Below are 14,286 nucleotides of genomic sequence, written 5' to 3'. Positions count from 1 at the left end.
GCCGAGCGAACCCGGAACGGCGAACGCCGCGCCGCGAATGGCCTGGCCGAGGCTTTCCAGCATCAGCGCCTCGGTCCAGCCGACCGGCGAACCCATCATATGAAGCGCGAGCCAGACCTCGCCCGTTCCAATGACCCAGCCCGCCAGACTCAGCGCGAAACTGGCCGCCACCGGGCCCGGCCTTTTGTACAGGTCGACGACGGCGTTATCGACGGCTTCCGCACGCGAAACCAGCGACGACCAATCGCGTTTTTTCGAGAAACGCGCCGCGAACCGGGAAGCAAAACGCGTGGCGCGGCCGAACAAGCCCCGCCGCTGCGCAAAGAAGAAACCAATGACCATTGCCGAACAAAAGACGATCACGGCAAGCACCGGCATCAGCGTGCCGATTCCCGATGCATAGCCGCTCAACAGCGCGAGGCCGATCAGCGCGAAGATCATTTGCCCGACGGTCTGCACGGTCGTACTGACCGTGATGATGGCGGCGGCGTCGCGCGCCAGCATGCCGCGTTGCGCGAGATAACGGACCATCAGCATCGGACCGCCGATCTGGCCGGCCGGCATCAGGCTGTTCACCGATTCGCCAGCCCAGCGCGCGAGCACCGCGTCGCTCGTGCTGACATCGCGTTCGTGCCGGGGAAACAGGACCCGAATGGCCAGTGCGTCGAGGATGACCGGAACCAGGTGGAACGCTGCCAACGCGACCAATCCCCAACCGGCGGCACTCAGCGCGGCCGCGACGGAGCCGAAACCCTGCCAGCTCAGCAGCGCGATGAACAACACCACGCCGAGCGACAGAAGGATTGTCCCGGCGCGGCTCATGCCACGCCGTTCTTCCCGCCTTTGCGGCGGAAGACCTGTCCGAAGCCGAAGTACGCGATCGAGTCCTTCATGTTCGAAATGAAGCGCCGCCACGGCCGCATGCTCGGGTTCGTGACGTATTCGAATGTCAGCGATACGCGGAATTCATTCGCGCGCGCAGGCGTAATGCGATGGCGCAGCTTGTCGCCATCGAAGAAAACGAGGCCACCCGGCGGAATCTGCACCGAACCCGGTAGATCCGGGATCTCTGGCGTGCGGGTATGGAGTTCGTAATCGAGCCGGCACGACGAGTCGTCGATCACGCCGAGCAACAGCGTATAACGGCGGCCATCGTAATAGGACGTGTCGTAATGCCAGCCAATGTGATCGCCCGGCTTCGTATAGAAATACAGTGCGTAGGCGTGGGGATCATCAGCGGGAGACAGTTGCAACACGTCGCCGCTGATCTTTTCCAGCCAGCCGATCAACGCGGGCGACCGATACAACTCGGCGATAAACGGCGCAAGCTCGTCGATCGCGTGGCGGCTCACACTGCCGCCCTGCTTGTGCCCCGGCAGGTAATTGCGGTTCACGGCGGGCGTCACGGCATGGACGGCTGCGATCAGCCGCTCGGTAAACTCGCGCGGCAGGAAGTCTTCCAGATACAGGAACGCGCCTTGATCGTTGAACGCGCTATGCAGCCTGCCCGTCTGACGGTCGGCCGGAAAGTGTTTGAGATGGGCGTCAAGCGTGGCGTCGAGACTCGGCGCCACGCTTGCCTCATTCCGTGCCGCGGGCAGTGCGCTCAAACCCGTTGCTGAGGGTACCGATGTATTCATTGAATCGCCTGCATGTCCTGGCCGTCGGATGTGTCCTTGCCCGGCGTGACGCGCACAACATGTCGCAGCGCGCGCTGGTAGTCAATCACGACCCAAACGGCGAAAAGCGGCGCACCAATGGACGCTGCGATCAAAAACGGCGTCATGCCGTTGAGCAAGGTCACAAGGGGCACCAGATATAAAACGTCTTCGGTTTCAAAACCGGCCATGGACGCCTGTTTCGTGCCGTCTTTCCCGTGCATCCCTTCAATGCGCATACGCAGGAAAAAGATCAATGCGACCGCCACGCCTGCGATTGCGCCGAGCCATTCGGCAGATACAAGCATGGCTGGATGATGAACGTGCACGTAAAACCCCAGCCCGACGAACAACAAGACGGTCACAAGGGAGTCACAGGCGAGATCGTAAAAATGACCGATTTTACTCGATTGGCCGCTGATTCGCGCGAGTTCGCCGTCGGTGTGGTCGACGAAATTGGAGATCGCAATCAGCAACGCGCCGACGCTGCACAGCCAGAAACTGCCCACGGACAAGTAGTACGCGCCGCCCATGCCAATCAGCAGACGCAACGTAGTCAAATGATTCGGGGTAATTCGCGTACCGACGAGCGGCGTTACGAGACGGCGGGCGAGCCGCGCATCCCATGTTGCGGGCTCAGGAAGTAGGTGTAGTTGGGTATTGCGCGGTCTGTTCATCCTCGAAATATATCTCGTTTCGAATTTAATTGCATACAAGCGCGGTCCACCCCTGATGCAGCGACAGCACTGTTTTAAATGATTTATTCGAAGTTTCGATGCGGCGTTTCGACGACCCGGCCGAGAAACGCGCCGACGACATAAGTGGGCACCCTACCCAACCGGGGTTCACTGAAAGCGGAGTCATTTAAGCGGTAAGAATTTCTGAATCGACCCGATTAAGGCGCGATTCAAAGCGTCGCATCCGCTCGACGGCCTATTCCACGGGCGCGGTGGGTTTCGTGTTTGTCGTCGCGACAGGCGCTTCGTTGCCCGCGCTATTATTGTTGTCGAGCGGGATCTTGACCGTACGCACGGTCCCGTTGCCCAGAGGGAAATCAGTCAGGGCACTGCGAATCAGATAAGGCATTGCAAGAATCAGCGACGATTCGCCGCCCGCATTGCTGGCGCTTACCTTATAGACCTCGCGGCCCGTTTCGCGCTCGGTCATGCGAATTTGCAGCGCGTGAACGAAGATTGGGTAGCTTTGATCGACGTAGCCCGCCGGACCCATGTCCCAACCGCCGCCCCAACCACCCCAACCACCCCAACCACCGTAGGGCCGCCCATACCACCCGCCGTACATCGGCCACGGATCGGCATAAACAACTTGCCGCACGGTCACCATGTCGCCGCGGATCGAATAATCCAGTTCCACGCGATACCGCGCGCTGGCATCTGGAACTTGCCGGAACGAATGCACGGCGAGTTCGTTGGCCACAAGCGCTTCATAGGTGTTCTGCTCGATGCTGTTTTGCTGCTGCGCGGAGCGCGCGAACGCATAGGTGCGCGTAGCATCGGTGTCCGACCAGTCAGAAAACGCCGAGACCTGCGTCTGGACGTATGTCGTGCAGCCGGTGAAAAAACCGAGTCCCGCAACGAGGCCCGCCCAGTAAACCACGCGCGCCGCGCTCTTCCATTCTTTCGATACCCGTTCGAACGCCATGATCGACCCCGATGCACTTGCCGTTTTTCGGTGAAAGCCGTGCCGGCGAGTGTCGCCAAGCGCGGAATATGCCTGAAAGCTTACACGGAGTAAGCCCGTAACCGCACCCCAAAAGTCCAGTCATAGGCCAAGAGGCCTAGCCTGATTCAAACACACGATCATTTGAGGCTTTGTACAATGGCATCCACGAGACCGGCGCCAAAAGCGCGCGTTTTCCAACTCATTGAAAATTGCCATGCCCAATTCGACCGCACCCGCCGTGATCCGCCGCGCAGATTACGCGCCGCCCGCTTTTCTGATTGACACCGTAGTGCTCGAATTCGATCTCGTTCCCGAACGGACCGTTGTCCGCAACACCATGCGACTGCGCCGCAATCCAGATGCAGCGCGTGCGGCCACCCTTGAATTACTCGGCGAACAAATGCAGTTCGTCGGCGCCACCGTGAATGGCAAGCCGCACGCCGACGCGCGTGCCCATGAAAACGGTTTATCGGTGAGCAATATTCCCGACACGTTCGAATTGACGATCGAAAGCGTATGCAATCCGGCCGAGAACACCACGTTATCCGGGCTATATGTTTCGGGTGGAAACTTCTTTACGCAATGTGAGGCGGAAGGGTTTCGCCGCATTACGTATTTCCTTGACCGCCCCGACGTCATGGCGACCTACACGGTCACGCTGCGGGCCGACAAGACGGCGTATCCGGTGCTGCTGTCCAACGGCAATCTAATAGAAGAAGGCGATCTCGCCGACGGCCGGCATTTTGCGCGCTGGGAAGACCCGTTCAAGAAACCGAGCTACTTGTTCGCATTGGTCGCCGGCAAACTGGTCAAGCTCGAACATCGCATGAAGAGCGGTTCGGGCAAGGAGAAACTGCTTCAGGTCTGGGTAGAAGAACACGATCTCGACAAAACCCAGCACGCCATGGACTCGCTGGTTCATTCCATCGAATGGGACGAACGGCGTTTCGGGCTGGAACTCGATCTCGACCGCTTCATGATTGTTGCCGTGAGCGACTTCAACATGGGCGCGATGGAAAACAAGGGTTTGAACATCTTCAACACGAAGTACGTGCTGGCGAACCCGGAAACGGCCACGGACGTGGACTTCGGAAATATTGAAGCGGTCGTCGGCCATGAATACTTCCACAACTGGACAGGTAACCGCGTGACGTGTCGCGACTGGTTCCAGTTGAGCCTGAAAGAAGGCTTGACCGTGTTCCGCGACCAGGAATTTTCCGCCGACATGGCCGCCGGCCTCGAACCGGGCGCCGCTAGCGACGCGGCACGCGCGACCAAGCGTATTGACGACGTGCGCGTTCTGCGCCAGATGCAATTCGCCGAAGACGCGGGCCCGATGGCGCACCCGGTTCGCCCGGAAAGCTACATGGAAATCAACAATTTCTACACGATGACCGTCTACGAAAAAGGCTCGGAAGTCGTGCGGATGTACCAGACGCTGTTCGGCCGCGATGGTTTCCGGCGCGGCATGGACCTGTATTTCCAGCGACACGATGGCCAGGCGGTGACGTGCGACGATTTCCGGCACGCCATGGCCGACGCCAACGGCCGCGATCTTGCGCAATTCGAGCGCTGGTATAGCCAGGCTGGAACGCCGCGCGTCACAGTGCGCACGCGCTACGACGCCGCCGCGAAGCGTTACGCGCTCACGCTTACGCAAGGTTACGGCGAAGCTTCCGAGGCCGCGCGCGAGACCCAGCAGGGACCGTTGCTGATCCCGTTTTCAGTCGGCCTGATTGGCAAGAACGGCGCCGATTTGCCGCTGAAGCTCGAAGGCGAAGACAAGGCGCAAGGCACGACGCGCGTGCTGGAATTTACGCAAAGCGAGCAGACCTTTACGTTCACCGACATCGCCGAAGAGCCGTTGCCTTCGTTGCTGCGTAATTTCTCGGCACCGGTGATCGTGGATTACGACTACACGAATGAGCAACTCGCGTTCTTGCTCGCCAACGACAGCGACCCGTTCAACCGATGGGAAGCGGGCCAGCGCCTCGCCACGCGCGAATTGCTTGTGTTGGCTGAGCGCGCATCGAAGAGCCAGGAATTGACGCTCGACGATCAGGTCGTGTCTGCTTTCGCTCAAGTTCTCAACGACGAAACCCTCACGCCAGCGTTCCGCGAGCTCGCGCTGATGCTGCCATCGGAGGGATATTTGGCCGAACAGATGCCTGTCTCCGATCCGGCCGCCGTCCATGCGGCGCGCGTGTTCTTCGGCCGGCGGCTTGCCGCGGGCCTGCGCGAGCGCTGGCTCGCCGTCTATGAGGCAAATCGCACGCCCGGCGAGTATCGCGCGACTCCGGACGACGCAGGCAAGCGCGGCCTGAAGAACCTCGCCCTCGCCTACCTGAGCCAGCTCGACGACCCGTCGCGCGCGATCGAACTCGCGAGCGCCCAGTACGACACGGCGAACAACATGACCGACCGGTCGGCGGCGTTGTCGGCCCTGCTTACGGCCGGTGCGTCAGGCTTCGCCGACGCTACCACCGCCGAAGCGGCGCTCGGCGATTTTTATCGCCGGTTTGAAAAAGAGCCGCTCGTCATCGACAAATGGTTCGCGCTTCAAGCCACCCAGCGCGGCGGCCCAAAACGCAATGTGCTCGACATCGTGCGCAAGCTGATGCAGCACCCGGAGTTCACGCTGAAAAACCCGAATCGGGCGCGCTCGCTGATTTCCAGCTTTTGCGGCTCGAATCCAGCGCAATTTCATGCGGCTGATGGCTCGGGCTATGCGTTCTGGGCAGAACAGGTTATTGCGCTCGACGCAATGAACCCGCAAGTCGCCGCGCGTCTCGCCCGGACGCTCGAGCAATGGCGCCGGTACACGCCGGTCTTGCGCGACAGGGCACACGCGGCGCTCGAGCAGGTATCGAAGCACGTTAAATCGCGCGACGTGCGCGAGATTGTGGAAAAAGCGCTGGGCTGACCGGTATTGGGGGCTTCGCGGCCGACAACAAAAACTGGCGCTTCGGCGCCAGTTTTTCATTTCCGGGCAGTGACAATGCAAACATGGAGCACCATAAGCCCTGTGACATCTAATGACACAATGTGAGCGGGTAGAATCCCGGCATTCGTCTAACGCACTCGGAGTTCACTGCCATGTCGACCAATTCATCAATTTCCCGCCGTACCTCGTTGTCCAAATACCTGATCGAGCAGCAGCGCGAACATCAAAACCTTCCCGCCGACTTGCGCTTGCTGATTGAAGTCGTCGCGCGCGCGTGCAAGCAGATCAGCTATCAAGTAAGCAAAGGCGCGTTGGGCGAGGCGCTCGGCACGGCCGGCAGCGAAAACGTGCAAGGCGAGGTACAGAAGAAACTCGACATCTTGTCGAACGAAATCCTGCTCGAAGCCAACGAATGGGGCGGCAACCTGGCCGCGATGGCATCGGAGGAAATGGAAAAGATCTTCCCTATTCCGAACCGCTATCCAAAGGGCAACTATCTCCTCACGTTCGACCCGCTCGACGGTTCATCGAATATCGATGTGAACGTGTCTATCGGGACAATTTTTTCGGTCTTGCGGTGCCCTGACGGCATGGAACCGAGTGAAGAAGCGTTCATGCAACCGGGTTCGGCGCAAGTTGCGGCAGGCTACGCGGTGTACGGTCCGCAAACCGTGCTGGTGCTGACAACCGGCTATGGCGTGAACTGCTTCACGCTGGACCGCGAGCTGGGGTCCTGGGTACTCACGCAAAGCAACATGCAGATCCCTGACGACACCCGCGAATACGCGATCAACGCATCGAACAGCCGTCACTGGTATGAGCCGGTTCAGAAGTATGTGAACGAACTCAACGAAGGCAAGGACGGTCCTCGCCAAGAGGACTTCAACATGCGCTGGATCGCTTCGATGGTCGCGGACGTGCATCGCATCCTGAGTCGTGGCGGCATCTTCATGTACCCAGCCGACAAGCGCGACCCCGGTCGTCCGGGCAAGCTGCGCCTGATGTACGAAGCGAACCCGATGGCGTTCATCGCGGAGCAGGCTGGCGGCGCGGCGACCGACGGCATGCAGCGCATTCTGGACATCGTTCCGACCAGCCTGCATCAGCGCGTGCCCGTATTTCTCGGTTCAAAAAACGAAGTTGATCGTGTCACGCGTTACCACTCAGAAAAGAATTGATCTGGGGTATTGCCAAAGTGCCAAACAGGTCACTATAATCTCGTTTCTCTGATGCCGGAATAGCTCAGACGGTAGAGCAGCGCATTCGTAATGCGAAGGTCGGGGGTTCGATTCCTCTTTCCGGCACCAAACAGATTCAAGCAAAAAGCCCGACTCACAAGGTCGGGCTTTTTGCTTTCTGAAATCCATGTAGACGGCCCTGTGCAGGCCCTATGGCGTAGAGAACGCCACTCTGAAAAGCCGATCCTGATGGGCTCTCAGACCGCTTTAAACGGTCCGATTTTCAAACATCGACTAGACCCTGGGCCAGCCTCGCTGCAGAGGGCTGGCTCCGGGGCAATCCTGAATTACGCTTGCGGGTCGGCGGAATTGTCCGGCTGTTCCGCATCGTCGGCGTCCTCTTTTTTCTCCGCCAGCGATTCAAGCGCGCCAGCCCCTTTAAAACCGGCAACCGCTGCAATGCCCTTCGTCAGCAGCGAAGCATCCGGATCTACCTTCTCCGTTGCCTCAACTGCAACGACCGCACCTACAATCTCGCCTAACGTATCAAGTATTCCCATGACGGATCCTCTTCACTGGTGAATGGGGAAGTCCATGATCGCACAGATTAAAAGAGCGTTTGCCAGGTAACTCACAGGCTCGATTTGCCCATTGCGCCGTCCCGGTACGATCGATCTCATCGTTGATCGTGCCGAACACTGACAGCATCGAAGCGATGTTGATAACCTTGACGCCCTTGACCCTGATGAACGCATTTCGCACTGCTTGAGAGTGGTAGAAGACGGTGTGAAATTTACGTGGCACGGGAGCTTATGGCAGTCCTACTGCTTCGCGCCTTGCGGTACGTTGACCCTCGCTGACGGCATGGCACTCAATTTCACATTTGCACCGAAGCAACGCGTCAATATTCACGTCGGCACACGAACTGATAATCGATGAAAGGCCGCCATCCGGTTTTCCACGCGAGCCGTTCTCGCTCACCGGGGCCGGCTCACATCACACGACGAGAATTACCGCGAATGAAAAATCCGAATTTCGACCCATCCAATCCCCTCCTTATCTGCCCCGGGACAAGATTGTTCATCAAGCGTCCCTGGCTACGGTCCGCCAAGCGGCGTGCCGGCGCCGCGTTGCTCGCGGTGGCATCACTCTCACCGGTCACCGCCACGCACGCACAAACCCACGCGCGACCTCTGATCGTCGCGCATCGCGGTGGCACCGGAGACACCCCCGAGAACACGCTTCAGGCATTCTCGACCGCGCTGGCCGACGGGGCGGACGCCCTATGGATGACGGTCCAGGTCACACGCGATGGTGTCCCGGTGTTGTATCGGCCGGCCGACTTGTCGTCCCTCACGGACGGCCGCGGCCAGATCGACGCAATCGATCTCAGCGCACTGCGCAAACTCAATGCAGGCTATTCGTTCAGCCGCAAAGACGAGGCCGGACAGATTGCGTACCCGTACCGCAACCATCCGTTGCAGATTCCGACATTGCGCGAAGCGCTTGAGGCAATTCCACCGACCGTGCCACTGATACTCGACATGAAGCAGACGCCGCCGCGCCCCTTGGTCGAGGGCATAACTAAAGTTCTCGACGAACTGCACGCGTGGTCCCGTGTGCGGCTTTATTCGACCGATGCACGCGCCACTGCGCTGATGGCCGTTAAACCGCAGGCGCAGCTATTCGAATCCCGCGATGCCACGCGCGATCGGCTCCTACAAGTCGCGTTGAACAACAGGTGCGACGCGCCGCCAGCGGCGGGCAGCTGGGTCGGAATCGAATACGACCGGCAACTCGAAGTAATCGAGCACTACACGCTTGGAGCCGGCGTCTCGAAGGTCGATGCCCATTGGTGGACGCCATCGGCTGTGCAGTGCTTCAAATCGAGCGGCAACGTAACGATCGTCGCGTTCGGAGTCGAGACACCGGACGCCTATGAAACCGCGGCCGCGCTTGGCATCGACGCAGTGATGACCGATTCGCCACATACGCTGAAAGCCGCGTTGCGCGTCCGCCCCCCGACGGCCAGGCCATGACGATTGGAAGGCGGAGCCATCCATAAATTGCAATTAGATCAAGCAACAAGCCTTGACAGTTAAAGCGCGGCATTAGGAAACCCTAATGTCGCAACAGCGTAATTTGCACAAAACGCGTCGCTTGGTCGATACAGCATTTATGCGTCAATTGCGACCATTGCTTCAGTACGAGCCACCACGAAGGTCAATAGCGCCCCGCGCTATTCAAATCAAATCGCGAAAAAACAGTCAACGAAGTGCGAAGCACATCGTTATATAGGTATCGGACAGTGATTTTCGAAGGAAATCTTCGTGGCAAGGTGATTGATTAAGGGGCTTTATGGAAACCCTTACGCTTGATCCGCCCGAAACCGGCAATTAATGCAGAAAAAGGGACGGTCGTGTTTTAAGCGAGCCTACGAAAACCGCTCGATTTGCACAATAGTTTTATTGCAGCCTTAAGTCCGACCATGGGTGTTCCGTTAAAGCAACAAAGGTAGCACCAAATGTTCCCGACGGACATTCGACGCTAGCGCGAAGCCAGAGTCGAGATTGATAATCGACCTGTACAAGGAGAGAAAATGATGGACGCCAAGCCGACGAGAATCCCGACGCCCGACAAAGTCGAATGTCCCGATCAAGAACCGGCCGGGGTTGAATTCCTGGCGGAATTGCCTGAGCATGTTCGCGCGTTCTTCGACGAACAGCGTAACGCGTGCGATTCGAAGTAACTGACTAATGCACTATCCATGGCGACTTGCAAGGCTGACGCGAGTCGCGGCGTTAGTACGTCTGCGGGAAGCTTCATTTCATTAACGCCCCGCATCTGAGCGCTTTTGGCATTCGCCATGCGTTAAGCTGACGCTTTTTCATTCGGCGTCGGCAGTCCATGATTCGTTCTCCCCTTCTGAAATCATTTCGGGCCACTCGTCGGCTCGCCGTTTCGCTTGCACTAGCTGTTCCGGTCGGACTGGCTTGTTTATCGACGACGGCGGCGCGCGCGGATGGCGACGACACACCCCTGACCAACCTCATCGCCCTGTCGTCCCAACGGCTGGCGCTCGCCGAGCCTGTCGCGCGCTGGAAATGGGCGCATCACGAACCGATCACGGACGAACCGCGCGAAGCCGCATTGCTTGCGCGTATCGACGAGCGCGCACGAGCCGCCGACATCGATCCGACCTTCGCCCAACAGTTTTTCCGCGATCAGATAGAAGCGAGCAAGGACGTGCAGAACGCCCTTTTCGATAACTGGCGAAAGTTGCGTGCCCCCGAAGGGACGCCGCCCGACCTCGCCCGCGACACACGACCGCAACTCGATCGGATAACGGACGCGCTGCTAGCCGCGCTGGCTCGTGTCGAGCCTCTTCGACAAACCCCCGATTGCCAGTCGCGGCTCGCCGACAGCGTCGCACGATGGAAACACCTGACCCGCTACGATTCTGCTCAAAACGCGCCACTCTCACGGGCGCTGTCACATGTTTGCGCGGCGGGCGGCGTCGGGGCGACCGGTTAAAGTGTCAATGCGCAAGCGCTCGCTGCGATCGGCACAATCTTTAATCCACGCGACATGCGCTCAGCAAGCACGCGATAAGTCCATAGCTCGAAACCCGTCGCGGGCTGCGTCGCGCGCAACAGCGTTGCCCCGTCGAATGTCGTGGCCGTCCCGAAGTACTGCCATGCATCGACCACATGCCACACGCGCGCGCCAGTCGTCGTATCGCTCTCTTCGATGGCGATCGCACCCGGAAACGTCCAGGGCGCGCCCTGCGGATCGTCGCGACGCGCTTTGTTGATGCGGTTGTGCGCAGGCTTGAGCCGCGCAATCTCGCACCCCTCGGCCAGCATCGCCCCGATCTCGCCGCCGGTCGCGGTCCACTCCACTCGCCGCACCAGAAGCGCCAGCCGCTGGTCCTTGGCCGTTCGCTTCACGCCCGATAGATGCGCACGCACGCGCTGGCGCACGCGCACGCTGCGCCCGACATAAAGTGGCACATCGTCTTCGCCGAAGAACGTGTAGGTTCCACAGCCGGCCGGCATCTGCTCGATGGTGTCTTCGTCGATATCGCCAGCGAGACGAAAGCGCCGCGTGTTGCTATCTATATGGCCGCGCAGGACGTCGGCCGACTGGGTGCGATGCAAGTGCTGCCAGAACTGCCAGAGCAGATCTGCGTCGGCAAGCGCGCGGTGGCGTGCAGCCGGCACGAGCGCGTGACGCTCGATCAGCGCGTCAAGCCCGTGACGACGCTCCGCCGGATAGATGGCGCGCGACAATTGCACGGTGCACAGCACGTCAGGCTGGAACTTGATGCCTGCACGCTTGAATTCGCTGCGCAGGAAACCGTGATCGAACCGCGCGTTGTGCGCAACGAACAGGCGGCCGTCGAGACGCGCCAACAACTCCTGCGCGATTTGCTCGAACGTGGGCGCGTGGCGCACCATCGCGTCGTCGATACCTGTCAATTGCTGGATAAAGAAAGGAATGGGCTGCTGTGGATTGACGAGCGAACTCCACTGCGTCACGCCGGCTGGCCCGACTTCCACCACACCAATCTCTGTAATGCGGTTCACGCCGAATGTGCCGCCGGTCGTTTCGAGATCGACGAAAACCAGCGGTTCGGAACTGATGTTGTTTGAAGCGATTGGAAACAAAGCGCTGGCCGATGATTGATGGAAGGTTTGAGCCAGGTGCCCAAACCGATCAAGCATTTTAACTTACGCAGTCCAACGCCAGATATTTGGAGCGTGATTCGCCGCCACTGCGTCCTCTTCACTTCCAAGCATCCGATCCAAGGTAAAAACTACTGTCCGTGTAACCAGCCCTGTCCATTCGTAAGCGTTAACGAGCCTTGTTACCGAAACGCTTGTTCAGCATCATCGAAGTAAGCCAATTGCAATTTAAAGGAAGTCATCGTTGTGGCGACCGAACTGAAAAGCGTGGTGCTATGGATCAAGGCGCTGGTCGCGCCGGAAGTCGTTGTGAATTCCCATTCAGGGTTGGATTTCGATCCGGCATGGCACGGTGACCATTGGCAGAACCTGTTGTCTTCGCCGATGGACGCGCGTCGTTATGTGATGGAAGACTGGACTCTGTCCAGCGCAATGCCGCTAGCTGCGGTCGACGAAAAAATCGAATTCGCCGATGAAGAAGAAGCAGAACCGGTCTAGTTTTAAAGGAGATCGGTCGATTCTTAAGGCAAAGCTAAGGCAAAAAAAAAGCGCGACTGGGAAGTCGCGCTGATAAAGGCTTGGAGATCTTTTCCGTCAACGAAAAAGTCTGCTTCGGAAAGCAGTGGTTTAATTATACGCGGCGCTTTTGCGATGAATCATTTGAATATCCGCAATCATCTATTGCGCTTTCGTCAACAATCAGTATTTAGGACTATTACCGTTGTATTTTAGTGTCGGCTCGTGTCTCACTTGCGCAACGCACAACGGTTGACACTTGTCCTTTCACCTCATCAATCTCCCGCAAACCCTTCTGCGTAAAGGCTTCGGTGCCGCTCATCCGTCATTTCCGATTGCAGCATACTTTATTGCGGAAATCGGAAGATAAAAGCGATAACGCCATCTCTACACTCCGTCTGGTCCGGAAACAAGTACGTCATATATCGACATGCTAATTCACCTGAAAGCGCCTCTCGAAGTGCAGCGCATCAGAGTGAACGTTTCCTTCAAGCCTGGGTTGTCAGACCCAAATTGCTCTCGGAGTTACAAAGATGAAGAAGACTCTCATGGTCGCCGCCCTGTCGGGCCTATTTGCAACCGCCGCTCAAGCACAAAGCAGCGTAACGTTGTACGGCTTGATCGACGCTGGCCTGACATACACGAACAACCAAGGCGGCTCGCACAATTTTAAAGAGACGAGCGGTTCGGTGAATGGCAGCCGTTGGGGCCTGCGCGGCGCTGAAGACCTCGGTGGTGGCCTGAAGGCGATCTTCGTGTTGGAAAACGGCTTCAACATTGCTAACGGCCAACTGGGTCAAAACAGCCGCGAATTCGGCCGTCAAGCCTTCGTCGGCTTGTCGAGCAACCAATACGGCGCCGTTACGCTCGGCCGTCAATATGACTCCATGGTCGACTATGTCGCGCCGCTGGCTCTCACCGGTACGCAATACGGCGGCACGCAGTTCGCGCACCCGTTCGACAATGACAACCTCGACAACTCGTTCCGTGTGAACAACTCGGTCAAGTACACGAGCGCCGACTACGCTGGCTTCAAATTCGGCGGACAGTACGGCTTCTCGAACGAAGCGGATGGTTTCGCGGACAACCGCCAGTACAGCGTTGGCGTTTCGTATAACTACGGCCCGTTGAACGTTGCTGCTGGATACATGCAGTTGAACAATAGCGTGACGCCTGCTGGCGCGATCAACAACACCAGCGGTGCTGTTGCTGGCGACAACACGTTCGTTGCAGGTCTTCAACGCACGTTCGGTGCTGGCTTGAACTACGCGTTCGGCCCGGCAACGGTTGGCTTCGTGTTCACGCAAACGAAGCTTGAAGACGCAAGCGGCATTTCGGGTAGTGCAGTTGGCAACGGCGGCGGTACGCTGCACCTGACCGACAACTACGCTCGCTTCAACAACTATGAATTGAATGGCCGCTACGCATTGACGCCGGCCCTGAGCCTGTCAGGTGCGTACACGTACACCGACGCTCGCCTCGATGGCGCAAAGCCGTCGTTCCATCAGTTCTCGTTGCAAACGGCGTACTCCCTGTCGAAGCGCACGGACGTGTACCTGCAAGGCGAATACGTTCACGCGCTTGACCTGGGCGACAGCGGCATTGGCGCTCCGATCAAC

General features: G+C 58.6%; 13 protein-coding genes and 1 tRNA gene. 8 read left to right on the top strand and 6 right to left on the bottom strand.

The features are described from left to right. The 4 genes from WCA53_RS10075 to WCA53_RS10060 form a co-directional block, all read right to left on the bottom strand. Positions 1-822 (bottom strand): flippase-like domain-containing protein (locus WCA53_RS10075; RefSeq protein WP_423908631.1); only part of this gene is annotated, 822 nt, incomplete at its 3' end. Then, positions 819-1,640, bottom strand: coding sequence for a HalD/BesD family halogenase (locus WCA53_RS10070; RefSeq protein ID WP_423908628.1), 822 nt, complete (start codon positions 1,638-1,640; stop codon positions 819-821). The genes WCA53_RS10075 and WCA53_RS10070, both read right to left, overlap by 4 nt. Continuing rightward, a complete protein-coding gene (locus WCA53_RS10065) occupies positions 1,637-2,335 on the bottom strand; it encodes a CDP-alcohol phosphatidyltransferase family protein (RefSeq protein ID WP_423908625.1) in 699 nt (232 codons plus the stop codon). The genes WCA53_RS10070 and WCA53_RS10065 overlap by 4 nt, the downstream gene beginning before the upstream one ends. Before the next feature lie 256 nt (positions 2,336-2,591). Continuing rightward, a complete protein-coding gene (locus WCA53_RS10060; protein WP_423908623.1) occupies positions 2,592-3,320 on the bottom strand; it encodes a DUF4136 domain-containing protein in 729 nt (242 codons plus the stop codon). 235 nt (positions 3,321-3,555) lie between these two features. Here WCA53_RS10060 and pepN point away from each other — a divergent pair, with 235 nt between their 5' ends. The 3 genes from pepN to WCA53_RS10045 all read left to right on the top strand — a co-directional run bounded on the left by pepN (position 3,556) and on the right by WCA53_RS10045 (position 7,592). Further along, a complete protein-coding gene (gene pepN, locus WCA53_RS10055; RefSeq protein WP_423908621.1) occupies positions 3,556-6,264 on the top strand; it encodes an aminopeptidase N in 2,709 nt (902 codons plus the stop codon). Between the two features lie 173 nt (positions 6,265-6,437). Beyond that, positions 6,438-7,463 carry a class 1 fructose-bisphosphatase gene (locus WCA53_RS10050; RefSeq protein WP_423908619.1) on the top strand — a complete coding sequence of 342 codons (1,026 nt, stop codon included), beginning with the start codon at positions 6,438-6,440 and terminating at the stop codon, positions 7,461-7,463. A 53-nt stretch (positions 7,464-7,516) separates the two neighbouring features. Beyond that, a tRNA-Thr gene (locus WCA53_RS10045) sits at positions 7,517-7,592 on the top strand. A gap of 218 nt (positions 7,593-7,810) precedes the next feature. Here the strand turns inward: WCA53_RS10045 and WCA53_RS10040 are convergent. Continuing rightward, on the bottom strand, positions 7,811-8,023 hold the full coding sequence (locus tag WCA53_RS10040) for a hypothetical protein (protein ID WP_423908617.1): 213 nt from the start codon (positions 8,021-8,023) through the stop codon (positions 7,811-7,813). 459 nt (positions 8,024-8,482) lie between these two features. On the opposite strand from WCA53_RS10040, the gene WCA53_RS10035 reads away from it, so the two are divergent. The 3 genes from WCA53_RS10035 to WCA53_RS10025 all read left to right on the top strand — a co-directional run bounded on the left by WCA53_RS10035 (position 8,483) and on the right by WCA53_RS10025 (position 10,997). Continuing rightward, positions 8,483-9,502, top strand: a complete 1,020-nt coding sequence (locus WCA53_RS10035; protein ID WP_423908614.1) for a glycerophosphodiester phosphodiesterase family protein — start codon at positions 8,483-8,485, stop codon at positions 9,500-9,502. A gap of 560 nt (positions 9,503-10,062) precedes the next feature. Beyond that, positions 10,063-10,212 carry a hypothetical protein gene (locus tag WCA53_RS10030; protein ID WP_423908635.1) on the top strand — a complete coding sequence of 50 codons (150 nt, stop codon included), beginning with the start codon at positions 10,063-10,065 and terminating at the stop codon, positions 10,210-10,212. A 158-nt stretch (positions 10,213-10,370) separates the two neighbouring features. Beyond that, positions 10,371-10,997 (top strand): chorismate mutase, encoded by a 627-nt coding sequence (locus WCA53_RS10025; protein ID WP_423908612.1) that lies wholly within the window; start codon positions 10,371-10,373, stop codon positions 10,995-10,997. On the opposite strand, the gene WCA53_RS10020 is transcribed toward WCA53_RS10025, so the two are convergent. Further along, positions 10,994-12,133, bottom strand: a complete 1,140-nt coding sequence (locus WCA53_RS10020; protein WP_423908610.1) for an exonuclease domain-containing protein — start codon at positions 12,131-12,133, stop codon at positions 10,994-10,996. The two genes, WCA53_RS10025 and WCA53_RS10020, sit on opposite strands and share 4 nt — an antisense overlap. A gap of 288 nt (positions 12,134-12,421) precedes the next feature. Between WCA53_RS10020 and WCA53_RS10015 the strand changes: the two genes are divergently transcribed. Together WCA53_RS10015 and WCA53_RS10010 are read left to right on the top strand one after the other, a co-directional pair. Beyond that, positions 12,422-12,649, top strand: coding sequence for a hypothetical protein (locus tag WCA53_RS10015; RefSeq protein ID WP_423908633.1), 228 nt, complete (start codon positions 12,422-12,424; stop codon positions 12,647-12,649). A gap of 551 nt (positions 12,650-13,200) precedes the next feature. Then, the coding region (locus tag WCA53_RS10010; RefSeq protein WP_423908608.1) for a porin at positions 13,201-14,286 on the top strand (1,086 nt) is incomplete at its 3' end.

Origin of the sequence: Caballeronia sp. (genome assembly GCF_049581465.1) — a bacterium.
Lineage (GTDB): Bacteria > Pseudomonadota > Gammaproteobacteria > Burkholderiales > Burkholderiaceae > Caballeronia.
The sequence above is the reverse complement of the archived record's forward strand: the minus strand, read 5'-3'. Positions and strand labels throughout refer to the sequence as shown.

Coding starts and splice junctions, on each gene's coding strand:
- WCA53_RS10025 (WP_423908612.1), top strand. CDS start 10,371: ATGATTCGTTCTCCCCTTCTGAAATCATTTCGGGCCACTCGTCGGCTC.
- WCA53_RS10035 (WP_423908614.1), top strand. CDS start 8,483: ATGAAAAATCCGAATTTCGACCCATCCAATCCCCTCCTTATCTGCCCC.
- WCA53_RS10070 (WP_423908628.1), bottom strand. CDS start 1,640: ATGAATACATCGGTACCCTCAGCAACGGGTTTGAGCGCACTGCCCGCG.
- WCA53_RS10060 (WP_423908623.1), bottom strand. CDS start 3,320: ATGGCGTTCGAACGGGTATCGAAAGAATGGAAGAGCGCGGCGCGCGTG.
- WCA53_RS10050 (WP_423908619.1), top strand. CDS start 6,438: ATGTCGACCAATTCATCAATTTCCCGCCGTACCTCGTTGTCCAAATAC.
- WCA53_RS10040 (WP_423908617.1), bottom strand. CDS start 8,023: ATGGGAATACTTGATACGTTAGGCGAGATTGTAGGTGCGGTCGTTGCA.
- pepN (WP_423908621.1), top strand. CDS start 3,556: ATGCCCAATTCGACCGCACCCGCCGTGATCCGCCGCGCAGATTACGCG.
- WCA53_RS10030 (WP_423908635.1), top strand. CDS start 10,063: ATGATGGACGCCAAGCCGACGAGAATCCCGACGCCCGACAAAGTCGAA.
- WCA53_RS10065 (WP_423908625.1), bottom strand. CDS start 2,335: ATGAACAGACCGCGCAATACCCAACTACACCTACTTCCTGAGCCCGCA.